Annotated in this window: 17 protein-coding genes; 1 reads left to right on the forward strand and 16 read right to left on the reverse strand. The window is 35.3% G+C overall.

Features of this window, described 5'->3' with window-relative positions; translation table 11 throughout:
* Window positions 1-7 precede the first annotated feature (7 nt).
* From AC06G9_RS03315 to AC06G9_RS03375, 13 genes are all read right to left on the reverse strand, one after another.
* Window positions 8-481, reverse strand: coding sequence for a hypothetical protein (locus AC06G9_RS03315; protein WP_434443430.1), 474 nt, complete (start codon window positions 479-481; stop codon window positions 8-10).
* Between the two features lie 209 nt (window positions 482-690).
* Window positions 691-2,226 carry a hypothetical protein gene (locus AC06G9_RS03320; protein WP_480957510.1) on the reverse strand — a complete coding sequence of 512 codons (1,536 nt, stop codon included), beginning with the start codon at window positions 2,224-2,226 and terminating at the stop codon, window positions 691-693.
* Window positions 2,227-2,392: 166 nt separating this feature from the next.
* On the reverse strand, window positions 2,393-2,692 hold the full coding sequence (locus AC06G9_RS03325) for a carboxypeptidase-like regulatory domain-containing protein (protein WP_480957511.1): 300 nt from the start codon (window positions 2,690-2,692) through the stop codon (window positions 2,393-2,395).
* Between the two features lie 325 nt (window positions 2,693-3,017).
* Window positions 3,018-4,592 carry a M28 family peptidase gene (locus AC06G9_RS03330; protein ID WP_346570245.1) on the reverse strand — a complete coding sequence of 525 codons (1,575 nt, stop codon included), beginning with the start codon at window positions 4,590-4,592 and terminating at the stop codon, window positions 3,018-3,020.
* Between the two features lie 84 nt (window positions 4,593-4,676).
* Entirely contained in the window at window positions 4,677-5,123 is a 447-nt protein-coding gene (rpiB, locus tag AC06G9_RS03335; protein WP_293925538.1) for a ribose 5-phosphate isomerase B, read from the reverse strand.
* Window positions 5,123-5,992, reverse strand: a complete 870-nt coding sequence (tatC, locus tag AC06G9_RS03340) for a twin-arginine translocase subunit TatC (RefSeq protein WP_045755107.1) — start codon at window positions 5,990-5,992, stop codon at window positions 5,123-5,125. The genes rpiB and tatC overlap by 1 nt, the downstream gene beginning before the upstream one ends.
* A gap of 75 nt (window positions 5,993-6,067) precedes the next feature.
* Window positions 6,068-7,417, reverse strand: coding sequence for an acetyl-CoA carboxylase biotin carboxylase subunit (gene accC, locus AC06G9_RS03345; protein ID WP_045755108.1), 1,350 nt, complete (start codon window positions 7,415-7,417; stop codon window positions 6,068-6,070).
* Window positions 7,418-7,499: 82 nt separating this feature from the next.
* Window positions 7,500-7,964: an acetyl-CoA carboxylase biotin carboxyl carrier protein gene (accB, locus tag AC06G9_RS03350; RefSeq protein WP_094772119.1), complete on the reverse strand. Its 465-nt coding sequence runs from the start codon at window positions 7,962-7,964 to the stop codon at window positions 7,500-7,502.
* A gap of 80 nt (window positions 7,965-8,044) precedes the next feature.
* Window positions 8,045-9,034, reverse strand: coding sequence for a beta-ketoacyl-ACP synthase III (locus AC06G9_RS03355; protein WP_045755110.1), 990 nt, complete (start codon window positions 9,032-9,034; stop codon window positions 8,045-8,047).
* A gap of 5 nt (window positions 9,035-9,039) precedes the next feature.
* Window positions 9,040-9,978, reverse strand: a complete 939-nt coding sequence (gene plsX, locus AC06G9_RS03360) for a phosphate acyltransferase PlsX (RefSeq protein WP_094772118.1) — start codon at window positions 9,976-9,978, stop codon at window positions 9,040-9,042.
* 106 nt (window positions 9,979-10,084) lie between these two features.
* On the reverse strand, window positions 10,085-10,276 hold the full coding sequence (gene rpmF / locus AC06G9_RS03365; protein WP_021192035.1) for a 50S ribosomal protein L32: 192 nt from the start codon (window positions 10,274-10,276) through the stop codon (window positions 10,085-10,087).
* A gap of 14 nt (window positions 10,277-10,290) precedes the next feature.
* Window positions 10,291-10,827, reverse strand: a complete 537-nt coding sequence (locus AC06G9_RS03370) for a YceD family protein (protein ID WP_045755112.1) — start codon at window positions 10,825-10,827, stop codon at window positions 10,291-10,293.
* A 107-nt stretch (window positions 10,828-10,934) separates the two neighbouring features.
* The gene (locus AC06G9_RS03375) at window positions 10,935-11,585 is read right to left on the reverse strand and encodes an epoxyqueuosine reductase QueH (protein WP_045755113.1); all 651 of its coding nucleotides are present in this window, start codon (window positions 11,583-11,585) and stop codon (window positions 10,935-10,937) included.
* A gap of 155 nt (window positions 11,586-11,740) precedes the next feature.
* On the opposite strand from AC06G9_RS03375, the gene AC06G9_RS03380 reads away from it, so the two are divergent.
* Window positions 11,741-12,871, forward strand: a complete 1,131-nt coding sequence (locus AC06G9_RS03380; protein ID WP_094772117.1) for a hypothetical protein — start codon at window positions 11,741-11,743, stop codon at window positions 12,869-12,871.
* A 4-nt stretch (window positions 12,872-12,875) separates the two neighbouring features.
* Here the strand turns inward: AC06G9_RS03380 and AC06G9_RS03385 are convergent, their stop codons facing one another.
* The 3 genes from AC06G9_RS03385 to AC06G9_RS03395 form a co-directional block, all read right to left on the reverse strand.
* On the reverse strand, window positions 12,876-13,724 hold the full coding sequence (locus AC06G9_RS03385; RefSeq protein ID WP_094772116.1) for a transglutaminase-like domain-containing protein: 849 nt from the start codon (window positions 13,722-13,724) through the stop codon (window positions 12,876-12,878).
* Between the two features lie 77 nt (window positions 13,725-13,801).
* Entirely contained in the window at window positions 13,802-14,461 is a 660-nt protein-coding gene (locus AC06G9_RS03390) for an ABC transporter ATP-binding protein (protein ID WP_293925536.1), read from the reverse strand.
* A gap of 133 nt (window positions 14,462-14,594) precedes the next feature.
* Window positions 14,595-16,991, reverse strand: a complete 2,397-nt coding sequence (locus tag AC06G9_RS03395) for an FtsX-like permease family protein (protein WP_480957512.1) — start codon at window positions 16,989-16,991, stop codon at window positions 14,595-14,597.
* Window positions 16,992-17,184: the final 193 nt, after the last annotated feature.

Consider the following 17,184-nt stretch of genomic DNA (forward strand, 5'->3'; position numbering starts at 1 on the left):
TGTTTGTTTAATTTTTCAATTTCGTTACTTTAAATTTATAAATATATCCCAATAAAAAGTATTGTCTCAAAGTAATAGTATTTTGGAAATAAGTTGTATTTCCGCTGTTGCCCCAATAGTTTTGTCTATTTTGATTTAATATATCAAAACCTGTTAACTTAATTTGAGAATTATTTTTCAGGGTATAATAAAAAGATGAATTTAAGATATGATAATTTTCTCTTTCATTTAAACCACTTGCTCTATTTTCCAAAGAATAAGAAGTTTCCAAAGAAAATCCTTTTAAAGGATTTATATTTAGTCCCGCTCCGATTTTGTGAGTTTCATAAGCATTCTCTAGAAAGTCAGGATTGTTTTTAACAGAGTTCATGGATTTATTCCAGCTATACGTGTATTTCGGTGTAAAACCAATTAGATTTTTCCAAGTAATAGAAAATTCTTGCGTCAGATTTATACCTAGGTTTGTTAATTTATTATCCACATTATTGATAGACGCATATTGCTGATAAGTGTATAAACTAGTATTTTGAGAAATATAAAAAGTCCAATCTTTTCCTGATTTAAAATTGTATCTTCCATAGAGATAAAAGCTTTGGTTACTTGTAGATCTAGCTTGAAATGATTGGACCGTATAGTGACCATTAGATACATCTCTCCAACTTTTGTAGCCTTCACTTTTATCTTTATAATTTATATTGATATGAATACCGACCTGGTATTTTTGTTTGTATTTATTAAAGGAGAATCTAGCATTTTGCCGAAGAATATTTTCGTAAAAAAAGATGGTAATCGGGTTATCAGCGGATTCAAAGTATCTGTCACAACCTGAGTTCTATATGTCGCTGGTGACTCCAGATCTTTTGACCAAGAGACATCAAAATCATGAAATCGGATATTAATATTAGGAAGCCAATATCCATTGGATGTCGATTTTCGTTCATTAATCTTCAATAAATTAAAGTGATTATCTTTAATTGCATAGGCAGTGCCAAAATTTACGAATAATTTTTTGACGGGTTTCCAAAAGAATTTAATTCCAGATATATATTCTTCCGATTTAAACCGATAGCTATTCTCAAATTGTTCACCATGTACGATGCCTGTACTATCCCGGTCATAGTATATACTTTCTTGTGGGCCTTGCTCAATTGTGTTAAAAGAAATGTAAAAGTCAAAATTTAATTTTTCAATACTTTTATTATTATATCCTAGAAAAGTATTGGTACTATTTGATTTTTCGTTTTTCCTTTTGTTTTCAAATAAACTAGAACTTGGAACTGGGTTTTGAAAAATTTGAGTCCATTGATTTCCGTTTTCTTCTTCTTTATCATTTCTAATATTGATGTTATTTCTTAATGAGATAATATGGTTTTTATGTAATAGTTTTTCAATATAAAACCCATGATCATAGTTGAAATTAGACCTCTCGGTCTTGTTGTTATTGATACTATAGTTTAACGAGTTCTCTTTTGTATACGTCCTCATCCAACTATCACTATGTCCATCATTATTGGTGATCGAAATCTTAGGGATAAACTCAAAATAGGCGGTAGTATCCATCCTATATCTAAAAAGAGAATTGACATTATGTGATAATGAATTGTTGTACGTATTATATTCATTTTCATTAAATTGTTCGACATTGTCAAAAAGAGCAGTTTGATTTCCGGTATTTTGTCCTTCTTCTTTCTTGTATTTTAACATATACATGATATTTAGCTTACTTTTTTTCCCCCAGTCATTATTGAGGTTAAATCCTGCTGCTATATCATTTGCTTTTCCATTATAATTTCGTCCGCCAAAATCGTTAAACCCATAATTTTCGGATCTTCCCAGTCCACCATGTTGATTAAGTTCATTATAGTCGAAACTTTCCCGATTGATATTATTACCAAAACCGATAAAACTCACTTGTAGTGTATCTCGAAAAGTATTGAATAGTCCCCCAGCTTCATAGCGATCTCTAGTACCCGCACTCCCATATAATTTGCCAAAACTAGCTCTGAGAAAATCTTTTTTGAATTTTAGATTGATCGTGATTGGCAATTTTTCTTCATCTTCCACTATCTTTTTGGATTCACCTTTATCACGATATACTTGTACCGTTTTAATAAGAGAAGCATCTAGGTTTCGAGTTGTTATGCGTAGGTCGCTTGCAAAAAAATCTTTTCCATTTACTTTTACTTGCGACACCTCTTTACCTTGATAATAAATAGTACCATCCATATTGATTTGTAGTCCTGGTAGCTGCTTTAAAAGTTCTTCGGTGTTAGCATTTGGTCTTGTTTTAAAAAATCAGTATTGTATTCAAGAGTATCTTTATTCATCCGAACAGGGGGAGCTACTGATATGACCACTTCATCTAAAAGCTTACCTCCAAGTTTGATTGTATCTAATTGTTTTTTTCTTCAACAGCCAATACAATATCTTGATGATGGTTATTGCTGTTGATATGAGAAATGTATAAGATCAATTTTTTATTCGCAGGAAGCTTAACAAAGTTGAATTCCCCCTTCCCATTGCTTAAAGAATAAGAGAGTACAGCTGAATCTTGTTGTATCAGAATAGAAACGGTAGCCTTTTCAAGAGGTTTATTGTCTTGATCAACGACAGTACCACTCAAACTTCCAGAATTTTGGGAAAAGGCATAATTAAAAAATAAGCATAGCAATACGATTAGATATAGCTTCATAATTGATCTTAGGGTAAAGGTTGGTTTATTGCTCTCTAAGATAATTGATTTTTTATGTAAAGGTTATTAATTAACTTATTTTTAACAACTCGTCGGTATTTTGCTCGTGGTTGACCAAACAGCTATGCATAAGAGGTACTATTAAAGAGGTGATTTACAGATGATATCTTCAATATACAATTAAATGATTAGTTCAGGGGGCTGTCAACTGGTAGTCAAGATCGATACGTGCACGCTAACGCCATAGTACATCAAATAAATAATATTAGCCATAAAAAAAGTGGCCTCCTTCGGAGCCACTTTCAAATGTTATCGTATTTTAAGACTATTCTTTTTGACTATCTACCGCAGGTTTTTTATCACGATTTGCAACATCCCATGCAGTTTGAAAAATAAACTTCTCTCTTTTAACCATAATAGGGAAATTAATTTTATCCACAGTATCATCCGGCGTGTGATAATGAGGGTGTAAGCCAGAGAAGTAAAAAATAGAAGGTATACCTTTCTTTGCGAAATTATAATGGTCCGAACGATAATATAATCGCATAGGATCTTGAGGATCATCATACATAAAATCCAGTTCCAACTGGCTAGACTTAGCATTCGCTTCTTTATTGATGGTAGCCAATTCTGAGCTTAATTTATCTGCTCCAATAGCATGTATATAGTTATGATTACCATTTAAATGTTTATTATCAATACGGCCGATCATATCAATATTAATACAGGTAACCGTATTGCTCAGTGGAAAAATTGGATTTTCAGTATAATACTTAGATCCTAATAATCCTTTTTCTTCGGCAGCATAAGTGATGAATAATATACTTCTTCGAGGACCATTACCTTCAGCTTTCGCTTGGCTAAAAGCTCTCGCCAGTTCCAACACTGCAGTAGTACCAGACGCATTGTCATCGGCTCCTGGGAAGATTGTACCATTGGCACTCTTACCATCGTGATCATAATGTCCACCAATCACAATGATTTCATCTTTTAGATCAGATCCTTCAAGCAGACCCAATACATTTGGATCTGTGAATTGTTCTGTTACTATACCCAATTGCGTATTAATAACTGTCTTGATTGCAAAAGATTGTGGTTTTTGATTGCGATTTATTTTAGCCGTGATATTTGCAAGGCTAGTTTTTCCTTGATTCAGAATATAATTTGCTACATGGTCTGTAATATTGACTACGATTGGCATTGGATTGGTTTCAGGAGCGGCTTGATCCTGAGCTAAATTGAAGCGACCTTCAGTAGCACGATCACCAGCATTTTCTAACCATGTGCCAAGATCCTCTGTATACGCTAATACTAATTTAGGCTTATGTTTCAAAATCTCTCTGATTTTCTTATTGCGGACGGTGGACCATTCTGATAGTTTAGATGTTCCAGTAATGACAGATTTCCCCTTTTCATCAACAGGTTCTTTGTCATTAAGTAGCAGTACGACCTTATCTTTCAGATCAAGTCCTTTAATATCCGAATATTTAGGGTCATCGATGCCATAACCAATGAAAATAATTTCATTATCATTGATGGATTTTAGTTCATTATTACCCAATGCCAGTAGATCTTGTCCATTAACAAAAGGGCGTCCATCAATTTTGAAATTTTTAACTTGATAACTATTTTTCAATAAACTCACAGGTTGAAAATATTTACCATCAACCGGTGCACTTAATCCCAATTTTTTAAATTCATTTGCAATGTATTCAGTAGCCAGCCTGCCACCTTTTTGACCCGTGCCACGTCCCTCAAAATCTACCGATGCTAGAATGGTAAGATGTTTTTTTGACGATTCTTCAGTAATCAAGTTAGCATACTTGGCCGCTGGGTTTTGGGCTACGGCACAGCTATAGATAGAAGAAATAAGACAAATTAAACTAAATAATTTTTTCATTGTTTTTTCATTTAGAACAAATAGAACAAAAAAAACGGAGAAAAAGTATATGTACCTCTTCCCCGCTTATTAAATTATGTTAAATTAACAACCACAGGCCATTTTATTAACTCGAGTTGCATGTCTGCCACCTTCAAAATCAGTTGTCACAAATGTTTTTACGATTGATTTAGCAAGATCTAGGTCGATAAATCGAGCGGGTATACATATTACATTTGCATCGTTATGTTGACGTGCTAAAGCTGCAATTTCTTCCAACCAAGCGATTGCAGCACGTATCCCCTGATGTTTGTTTGCTGTAATAGCTACGCCATTGGCGCTGCCACAAATCAATACACCTAATTCTGCTTTTTTATCCTCAACTTCACTTGCGACAGGATGAGCGTAATCTGGATAATCAACCGAGTCGCTGTTGTATGGTCCAAAATCATTTACTTCGTAACCTAATTCTTTTAATAAAGCTACGATAGCTGTTTTGTATTCAAAACCTGCATGATCACTTCCTATTGCAATTGTTTTTAACGTACTCATTATATATTGTTTTTTTCTTGTGCTAATTTTTGTTTTTTCACCTTAGCCGATACTAAGATACTAATTTCGTATAGAAGGAACATCGGAGTAGCCACGGTCAACATCGTGATGACATCAGCAGTAGGAGTGATGATCGCTGCAACAACCAAAATAATTACAGTTGCATATCTTCTACTAGCGCGCATAAACTCTGGAGTCATAATACCTAATTTTGAAAGAATAAAGATCAATATTGGTAGTAAGAATACAATACCACAACCTAATGATAAAGTCGCTATTGTTGATAGATAAGAGTCTATAGTAATCTGATTGGTGATTTCAATACTTAAAGAAATATTAGCTAAGAAATTGACCGATAAAGGCACCACGACGTAGTATCCAAATAAAACCCCTAATACAAACAATAAGGTTGCATAAAAGACAAATCCGCGAGCCGATCTTCGTTCGATATCTGTTAGTGCAGGTTTAATAAAAAGCCAAATTTCAAATAAAATATAAGGAAATCCCATTAATAAAGACATGAGCAAACAAGAGTTGATTTGCAACATAAACTGTCCCGCTAATTCGGTATTGATAATATTGAACGGAATATGTTCCACACAGAACCCATCAATATTAAACTTGTTCCCAACGATACACATCATTCTGTATGTCCAGAAATTCAAATTTTTGGGTCCCATGATGATCTCGTTGAAAACGAAATCATAGAAAGTAAATGATAAACCTGCAAAAATACAAATCGCAATCACCGAACGCACCAAATGCCATCTCAGTACTTCGAGATGATCAAAGAATGACATTTCTGCTTCTAAATTTTTTCCTTTATCTTTTATAGATTCGACTAGGCTTTTCCGTTCTGTAGTACTCATAAAAATTGTTTGTAAACAAAAATACCATTCTTATTGAAAAGAATGGTATTTTTTATCTATGTAAAGATAATTTTATTATATATGATCTTCTGAAAGGTCAAAACTTTCCATAAACTTAGTTGTAAAGTTACCTGCTCTGAAGTTTGGATCACGCATTAATCGCAAATGAAGAGGGATTGTAGTTTTAATACCTTCGATAACGAATTCGCTTAAAGCTCTTTCCATTGTCGAGATAGCTTCTTCACGTGTTTGCGCCACACAGATTACCTTAGCAATCATCGAGTCATAATATGGAGGAATCGTGTAACCAGCATATACGTGCGTATCGATACGTACCCCATGCCCCCCAGGTGAATGAAAATTAGTTATCTTTCCTGGTGACGGGCGGAAGTTGTTAAATGGATCTTCAGCATTGATACGACATTCGATCGCATGCATCGTAGGTTCGTAGTTTTTACCAGAAATCGGAATGCCGGCAGCGACTTTGATCTGTTCTTTGATCAGATCAAAATTAATGACTTCTTCCGTTACCGGGTGCTCCACCTGAATACGTGTATTCATTTCCATGAAGTAGAAGTTACGATTTTTATCAACTAAAAACTCCACCGTACCTGCACCTTCATAGTTAACAGCCTTAGCGCCTTTGATTGCAGCTTCGCCCATTTTCTGACGTAGCTCAGGTGTTATGAAAGGAGAAGGAGCCTCTTCCAATAATTTTTGGTGACGACGTTGAATAGAACAATCTCTTTCCGATAAATGGCACACAGTACCATATTGATCACCTACTACTTGAATTTCAATATGTCTTGGCTCTTCTACATATTTCTCTAAATACATACCGTCGTTACCGAAAGCAGCAGCCGATTCCTGACGAGCAGAATCCCAAGCATGTTCAAATTCTTCTTCTTTCCATATAATACGCATACCCTTACCGCCACCACCAGCCGTAGCTTTAATGATAATAGGGTAACCGATTTCTTTAGCAAGTTTAATACCTTCTTGCAATGAGCTTAAAAGACCATCTGAACCAGGCACCGTAGGTACACCAGCTTCCTTCATGGTTGCTTTTGCTTGTGATTTATCGCCCATTTTCTCAATTTGTTCCGAAGTTGGACCAATAAATTTGATACCATACTGTGCACATATCGCTGAAAAACGCGCATTTTCTGCTAAGAAACCATATCCAGGGTGTATCGCATCTGCATTTGTTAATTCTGCAGCCGAGATAATATTGGGGATGTTTAAGTAAGAATCTTTACTGGCAGGAGGACCGATACAAACAGCTTCATCCGCAAAACGAACGTGTAAACTATCTTTATCAGCTGTTGAATAAACAGCTACACTTTTAATACCCATTTCGCGGCAAGTGCGAATAATGCGTAAAGCGATTTCTCCTCTATTAGCTATTAATATTTTTTTAAACATTGTATTTTCTGTAAGTTTTGAGGTATGAGTGCACAGTTACTGTGTGCTCATGTGGATCGACAATAAAAATATTGACGACTGTTTATCTAGGATCTACCAAGAATAATGGTTGATCGAACTCAACTGGTTGAGCATCTTCTACCAATATTTTAACAATTTTACCTGAAACTTCAGATTCAATTTCATTGAATAATTTCATTGCTTCAATAATACACAATACATTACCAGTATTGATTTCATCACCAGCATTTACAAATGATGGCTTACCTGGTCCCGCCGAACGGTAAAAAGTTCCGATCATTGGAGATTTGATAGTGATAAAATTAGATTCCTCAGAAACTGCGACAGGAACAGCTGCTGGAGCAACGGCTGCAGGTTGAGGAGCCACTGGTGCTGCTGCAACTGGAACCGAAGCTGTTACATATGTAGGCTCCTGATTCGTTTTTATCGTAATTTTGAAATCTTTTTCTTCGATTGCTACTTCATTCACACCTGATTTTGAAACGAATTTAATCAAGTCTTGAATTTGTTTAATGTCCATACCCATAGTTATGCAGGTTAAATATTTTAGTGTTAATTTTTAAAATTCTTAAAACAGCCTTCAAAGCTACAAAATAATATTTGTAGTTAGTAAGCCCATTTTAAGTATATTGATCCCCAAGTAAATCCACCACCGAAAGCCGCTAAAATCAGGTTATCACCTTTTTTCAATTTACTTTCCCATTCCCATAAGCATAAAGGAATTGTAGCACTTGTTGTATTACCGTATTTCTGGATGTTAATCATGACCTTTTCTTCAGGTAGACCAGCACGTTCAGCAGTCGCATCGATAATACGCTTGTTTGCTTGATGGGGTACTAAATAAGCAATATCTGAAGCCTTAAGATTATTTTTTTCCATAACCTCAGCAGCCACATTCGCCATATTCGTAACAGCAAATTTAAATACTGTTTTTCCCTCTTGATAAGCGTAGTGCAAACCAGCGTCTACAGTAGCATGCGATGCAGGGTTTAATGAACCACCACCTTTGATATTTAAATATTGGCCACCAGAGCCATCAGTTTTCAAGATACTATCCTGAATACCCATTCCTTCTGTATTAGGTTCCAATAATACCACACCGCAACCATCGCCAAATAAAATACAAGTATTACGATCTTCGTAATTTACCACCGAAGACATTTTATCAGCACCGACTACCAATACTTTTTTGTGTTTTCCAGATTCAATAAATTGAACACCTGTTGTCAATCCAAAAAGAAATCCAGAGCAAGCAGCCTGTAGGTCATATCCCCAAGCATTTTTAGCCCCAATTTTATCTGCTAAGATATTGGCTGTAGCTGGAAAAAGCATATCAGGAGTACTCGTACAGAAGATGATTAAATCAATATCTGTGGCAGCTATTCCTCTTTTTTCCAATAATTGTTGTACCGCAGGTACAGCAAGGTCTGAAGTCGCTTTACCTTCTCCTTTTAAGATTCTACGTTCTTTGATACCTGTACGAGATACAATCCACTCGTCATTGGTTTCAACCATAGTTTCCAGCTCTTTATTTGTGAGGATATAATCAGGTACATATCCCCCCACTGCTGTAATTGCAGCATGAATTTTTGACATAAAATTTAATTAAAAGCAGATCTGATTTTGTCAATAAAATCTGACTGGATCATATCTCTAGATTGTAAAACCATATTTTTAATAGCCTGAGGAGTCGAAATTCCATGGCCTATTATAACAGGAGCATTTACTCCCAAAACAGGACTGCCTCCATATTGCTCGTAGTTGAATCGATCGAAGAATTCGTCCTTGAATCCTTTTTTCAAAGTTACTACGTAAAATGATTCTGCTAGCTTTAACACAACATTCCCTGTGAAACCATCACAAACATATACGTCAGCAATATCTGAAAACAGATCTCGACCTTCAGCATTTCCGATGAAGTTAATGCGATCATTACTTTTTAAAAGGGGATAGGTGGTTGTGGTTAGGATATTTCCTTTTTCTTCTTCTTCACCGATGTTTAATAAACCCACTTTTGGCGAAGGGATGCCAAACATGTGCTGCGAATACAAACTTCCCAAAATGGCAAATTGATTAAGCATTTCGGGTTTACAATCTGCATTAGCACCGACATCAAGCAGTAATCCAAAACCAGATTTTAATTTGGGTACAATTGTCGTGATAGCAGGTCTTAGTACGCCGGGTACTGTTTTTACACTAAAAATTGATCCGACAAGCATCGCACCAGTATTGCCGGCAGATGCAAAAGAGTCAATTTCCCCATTTTTTAGCAATTCAAAGCCTTTGGCTATACTAGAATTGGGTTTTTGTGTAATCGCTTTAGTAGGGTGTTCACCCATACTGATATTCTCGGGTGCATGTATATATTCAAAGTCTGAAGGATTACCCCCCGCTTTCTCAATAAGTATCTTCGTCTCTTCCTCATCACCAAAAAGAACAAGTTTTTGATCCTCTGATAAGAGTTGTTGAGCTTCTATAGCACCTAATATTGTTGCTTTAGGGGCATAATCGCCACCTAAAATATCTAAACCAATCTTCATTCGTGATTATTTTTCAAGTCAATAATACGCAAAAAACATCCCAAATTAAAGTATAATTTGAAAATTATACTCATTTTGGGATGTTTTATGTTCTGAAAGATCTAAGTTAGACAACAGCTGTATTTTCAATGATTAATTTACCGTTGTAGTACAAATTACCATCTACAGTGTATGCACGATGTGGTAAATGAACTGCACCAGTTTCTTTACAAATGCTTAAGCTAGGTCTGTCTGCTTTATAATGTGTTCTTCTTTTGTCTCTTCTTGATTTAGAAGTCTTACGCTTTGGATGTGCCATCTCGTATTTCTGTTTTAGTTATTTTTAATATTTCTTAATGCGGCCCAACGTGGGTCAATGTTTTCTTCTTCTGCTTGATCTTCCTTTGGTTGCTCAATAGATATATGTGCTAACATTTCAGGATCACAAGTAATATTTCTTCCTTGATCACTACATTTCGTAAACAAAGGGACAGCTAAATTGATATATTCATATAACAATTCAGTCAGGTCTAGCTCATGATCGCTTTTAGATAATACCAATACTTCTTCTGTATTATCAGTCCAGTCTTCAGCTGTGAATTTGACTAATATCCGTTCTTTTACTGTTATTGGCGATGGAAACTCGCTTAAACAAATATCGCATGTCAATTGGATATCGCCAACAATTGTGAAATTCAGAATAAGCAGATTCTCTTGCTTCTGTAATTCGACATTTGCTGTTAGATGACCATCTTTAACAATGGAATGCTCAAAACAATCAAAGAACTTTTTATTTATTTCAAACTCAAAATTGTGCTTCCCTGCATTTAGCCCCGAAAACGGTATTCTGTATTGTTTTAGATGTTTCACAATCTTGCATTTGAGCCTGCAAAGGTATATATAAATAAGTTAGAATTGAAACTTTTTTTAAAAATATATTTCAATTTGGATTCATTTATATGCCTTTCAGCAAGCAGTTATTCATAATAATTTTTACCTAGTTCTATTTTTTCTCTACCAGTCTCCATTCTCCATCGATTGGTATCTCGTAACGAGTAGGCACAGCCACAGTATTCTTGCATATAGAAACGTTCTTTTTTAGAAATTTCTAACATTCGAATGGCACCACCTTTTTTTCTCCAGTTGAATGTCCAATAATCCATACCCTCGTAACGGGATGCAGCACGAACACCACAATCGTTGATTTGATCCATGTTTTTCCAACGGGAGATTCCAAGTGAACTTGAAATCACATCAAATCCATTTGCAGCAGCATATTCTGCTGTTTTCTCAAAGCGCATATCAAAACACATCGTACAACGAATACCCTTCTCAGGTTCGTTTTCCATTCCTTTTGCCAAATCAAACCAGTGATCCACATCGTAGTCGGCATCGATAAAAGGAATATGATGTTTTTCTGCAAAACGAATATTTTCCTCTTTCCGCAAATCATATTCTTTACGAGGATGAATATTGGGATTGTAGAAATAGATCGTGAATTTGATATCCGAGCTGATTAAAGCCTCCATTACTTCACCAGCACAGGGTGCACAGCATGAGTGTAAAAGCAAATTCTTGCCCTCATTAGGTAATGTTAACTTTTCTCTGATGAACTCCTTCTCTTCCATTGCTATTTTACTGATAAAAGTTTGGCAATTTTACTCAAAAAGTACTGAACTAACAAATATTTGAGAAATAGAATTTATTGCCACACACTGAATCTCTCTTTTTTTATCTTTATATTCGAGCATATTTGTAGATTTGTACCTATATCAGATTAAAAATGAAATCACTATCAGTATATATTACGCTTCTTTTTTTTGCGATTGTAACATGTTTAACTTCTTGTGTTCGAGAAGATGATGAACCAGCATTGGCAAAGATTTCCGTTTCCAGACTTTATATCTCTTTTTCCGAATTTCAATTGGACGAATCTCGGCCTCCCTACAATAATATTGATATCATCGATCGTGCCGATACTTTAACTTTTGAACCCGCTTTATCCTATAATTCAGGAATAAAAGGCGGAGCTGCAATATCCTTTAGTCCAATTGCAAAGTTTATTTTTCAAAGCAGTGCTAATGGTGCTGGCTCGGTAAATGATACAAGTATTCAAGTCATGTCTGTAAATGCAAAGACCGGAGCTCCTGCTTATAAAGGCTTAATTTCAAATGGTTTATTGAGAAATGTGACGGGCTTAGCCTATCATTATAATAAGGGTTCTGAAAATCTGTACGTTTCTAATCTTGGTGCTGGATCCAATCCTTCACATATTTACTTATTTCAAAAGCCTGGAAATTTCAGAGGAAAAGCTAAAAGATCTCAGGAAATAGCCTTAGGAACACTTACTCCTTGGACGATGGCTTTTAAGAACACCGAAGATAATGCCGATTTATTAATGTCAGTCACAGGGGAGAAGAGAGGAATAGCCATATTTCGAGATATATTGAGAAAAAATCTTCCTGCAGATTCAGTTTTAACAGCAACTCAATTTCCACCAAAAGCGGTTTTAACGATCGCAAATCAGGGTGAAGTGAGAGGATTTAGTTATTCGGCACGCCAAGATTTATTGGCGGTAGCCTGTTATACAGCAGGAACTGAAGGAAACGCAAAAGTTGGTCGGATCTTATTGTTTGAAAAAGCTTCTTCGTTATTATCGGCCACAGGTGATCGTGCAATTGAACCCACACGTATTATTACAGGTAGCGCAACTGGTTTAGTAAAACCATTGGATGTTGCGATAGACAATCGCGATGGAGCAAAATACCTTTATGTAGCCGATGGAGATACAAAAATTGTTTCCCGTTTCTTAATTAATGATACAGGTAATGTAGCTCCAAATAAGATCAAACAATATACATTGACACCCGTTGCCTTATCATTGGATGCAAGAGGACCTGAAGAAGATTTCTAATTTCCTATTCCGCTAAGAGTTTAAAGAGTATTTCGACTTCTTGTTTCTTGCTGACACTTTCATTGTGTTCGTAAGCAGTGATCAGATTTCGTAATACTCTTTTTAGTATCATTACATTATCACAAGGCATCATAAATTCTTTTGATAGTGGAAGATTAAGCTGTTTCAGAAATGAAATCACATCGGCTTTTTGCATCACTTGCCCCTTATTAAAGGCATTGATATAAAACAATAAATGATCCTCAGTTTGGTTCTCAGCTAAATAAGATAAAATAAAATGTTTAGGCAGATTAATGCCGAAAATCGGGATATCTAATTTTTGAGCAATGATGCTATAAATACAAGAAAGTGTCAAAGGATTCCCCTTTTTGGATTCCAGCACCCTTCCAATAAACGAATTTTGAGGATTATGATAGTCATTTGTATTTCCTGAAAGACCAAATTTTTCAAATAAAATATAATTTATCAAGGATACCTTTTCGTAAGGAGTCATTTCATAGCGCAGTTCCATCCATATCTCTCGTTTTAACTCCTCTATGGTAATGCGTATGAGATTATTATTATAAGATGGGTACTGGTAGCTGTTGATAATCAATAAGCCCTCTAGAAGGTTAAATGAGTTGCTCATTTTCCAAACTAAAAGTTCACTCTTTGTTTGATCAAATTGTATCGCGTGGATAATTTTTTCTAAACGCTCCTGGATATAAGGATCAAATGCAGATTCCCAATATTCTTCAAGAGATGGAATGATATCAGGACCTAAACTTAAAAGCTTATTTTCGATTTCCTCAGCAATAAGTTGATCCGGATCATCCAATAGGTGTACCAAAGCCTGTAATTCTTTTTCATCCATATACAAATTTAATAAAAATCCCTGCGATATGCCAATGATGCATATGCAGGGATATATTTAGGTATATGGTTAAAAAATTACTTTAATTGACCATCCAGCATGTGGATGGTTCTCTTACCATAAGTGGCATTTTTTTCAGAGTGTGTCACCTGAATGATGGTGACTCCTTCGGCATTGAGCTGCTGAAACAACTCCATGATTTCTTCCCCCTGTTTAGAGTTTAGATTACCAGTGGGTTCATCAGCCAATAGGAGAGAAGGAGAACCTGCCAAAGCTCTAGCAATACCTACAATTTGTTGCTGTCCACCAGATAATTGTGAAGGAAATAAATCTTTTTTTCCTACGATGTTAAAACGATCTAATAAATCGCTGACGATAGATTTACGTTCAGACGAAGATTTGTTTTTATAGATCAATGGTGTTTCAATATTTTCATATACGGTCATCTCATCGAGTAAATGATAAGATTGAAAGACATATCCCATATGCGATTGAAAAAGTTGTGTTCTTTTCTTTTGTTTTAGATCCAAAACATTTTCACCCTGAAAGAAGTACTCACCTTCATCTGGAGCATCCAGCATACCGATGATGTTCAACAACGTTGATTTTCCAGAACCTGATGGTCCCATGATCGAAATAAATTCTCCCTCTTCAATAGTTAGACTCACATCTTTAAGTACAAATGAGCGAGTACTTCCAACATTATACCATTTAAATAAGTGCTTTAGCTGTATCATTTTATCTATCTTTTTGTTGGTTATTTTTAATTGTTAACAATGCCAAAAGCATTTTTTATATACTTACTAATGAGTTCTTGTTTTATCGCGATTTCAGTCGGTACTTAGGTCAATACCTGACATCATGTATACCCTATTCATTTCTTAGACTATCTATCGGGTTTGCTTTTGCTGCTCTTAGAGTTTGGTAGCCGATGGAAATACAAATGATAATGAAAATAATTGCCAGGGCAATCGTGAAGTACCACCATTGCAGTTCAATTCGGTAAGCGAAATTTTCCAACCATTTATTAAGGATCAAATAAGTCAGTGGAATAGAGACTAATCCACCAATAACAAAAAGTTGAAAAAAGGGCTTATTCAGCTGTATGAAAATCGTCTTAACAGAAGCACCTAAAACTTTGCGTACACTCATTTCCTTTTTACGTACGGTTACTTGATAAGCAGCCATACTAAAAAGACCAAGAGCGGCAATGATAACCGCCAAAAAAGTAAAGCTATTAAAAGCAGTCTGCATTTCTTCTTGCTTTTTGTGCAACAAAGCATATTGTTGATCCATAAAAGCATATTCAAGAGGCAGTGACTTTGTCGATGGATTTTGTTGCCATTCTTTTTTTACGATCTCAATAGCCTGATCAACTTTTCCTTTGACCGCTTTTACCATTAATGTGCCCTGAGGTCTGACTGTTCCACATTCATTTTTATAAGAGTAGACAGTCGGTTTAACATTATTCTCAAAGCCGTAGGCTTTTGTATCTTTTACTACCGCGACGATTTGAAAATTCACATCACAGCCTGCTATCTGAGCCCCGATAGGTTGATCTACATTTAAGGATGCTGCTGCAGATTCATTGATCACAGCATAGTGTGACGATGAGTCCTGAAGAAGTTGTTTGATTGAAATAGGTATATCTCCTTTTAGTATAGCTATATTCAACGTATTAAAATAATTTTTATCAATTCCGATATGTTCCAGATCAAGTTGCTTGTGATTATGTTTAAATTGTACTGTTAGTGGAAGCTCTGCCTCTCCAGGTATATTTGTAGCCGAAGCTACTGATAAGATACTGGGATCTTGCTCCAGCCTTTCCTTTAAGTTTTGGTAAGTACCATCCAATTTATTATCATAATACATCCCCAAGCCCTTAAAATTGATGACTTGCTCAGGTTCGAATCCTTTATCCGTGGTTTGCATATAGTTGATTTGACTATGTATGACAATCATCCCGCTGATAAAAAGTAATGCTACACTGATTTGAAAGACCAACAAACTGCTTTGGAGCATACTTTTGCCCTGAGTGTGATTAAGTTTACCTTTTAGCAAATGAACAGATTTGAATCCCGATAGAACAAAGGCAGGATAAATACCGGATAAACAGGTTGTACCCACGATTCCGATGGACAGATATAATAGCGTATCCTGATTTAATATATATTGTTTCAAGTCGTCATTAAACCATTTTTGTAATATATTTCCTGTTATATTCAGGATCATAAAGCTACAGGCAGCCGCGATAAAGGTGAGTATAAACACCTCTAAAAGTAATTGACGAATGATAGCCCAACGAGAACTCCCTAAAATCTTTTTTAATGCCAGTTCTTTGATTCTTCGATCAGCCTGTGCAATGATCATATTGGCAAAATTAGCTGAAGCTAAAATCAGGATAATAATGGATAGACTTCCGATTATCCAGAGCATCAGATAAGGGGTATTGCTACCCGTTTTAGGTCTTAAATGCAAATGAGATAAAGGATCTAAGTAAATTTCACCTTTCATCAAAGTCGGAGGTTGTACTTTTGAAGCGATTTTGTCTTGGTAGAGGGCATCGATTTTTTTAACCAATTCAGGAATATTTGTTCCATCTTTTACCTGAATATATGTTTGGTATGAAAAAGGGTTTTCGCCAGCAAACACATCCTCAGGTTCCTTTATAACAAGTAGATCATGATCAATCAAAGAAAGACCATTATCTTTACTTATTCCATAAATAAATTCATGTTGATCCAGCTGTAAACTTAAAACAGGAATGGATTTGGGAGTATCAAAATTTAGATCACCTTTTTTGAATATTTTTTGTGCAACAGTCTCCTTTACTAAGGTAGCTTCATTTTGTATTTTACTTCTGTATAAGCTGCCCGTCTTATTTTCTACTTGAAAAATATGTGCAGCTGCCGAATCTATCACTGCAGCATTTTTAACCAATACCGTATTTTCACCAAATAGCGGATAAGTCCCAAAATTATAATTGATTTTTCGACCAGCGGTTACGATTTCTGGTAGACTTTCTTTTAGTAAAGGAGCAAGCATGACGTTTGTTTCATCCGAAAAACCACCTTTATCCGCTAGTCCAACCAAATAGATTTGATCATAATTCGGATTCCATTTATCATAATTTGTTTCTCTATTAATATATTGATAGGATAAGAGAAAACCAGTAAAGCCTAACATCAATCCAAATATATTTAACAAGGAAAAAGCCTTGTTCTTATAAAGGCTCCGCCATGCAATTTTGATTTCATTTAAGATCATATGTCGCTTATTTTTTTATAATTAAAAATGAAATTTGTGTCTTTATTCTATAAATAAAAGAATACAATTGCTTTGCCATTTTAATTACAATCTAATTATCAGTATGTTATTGTTTCTATACCTGTTATTACTGTTCAATATCGAACAGTAAACGTTCAGTTATGGACAACGTCTTTTTACGAATTGAAAACAT

It is taken from the genome of Sphingobacterium sp. MAE (assembly GCF_056711605.1).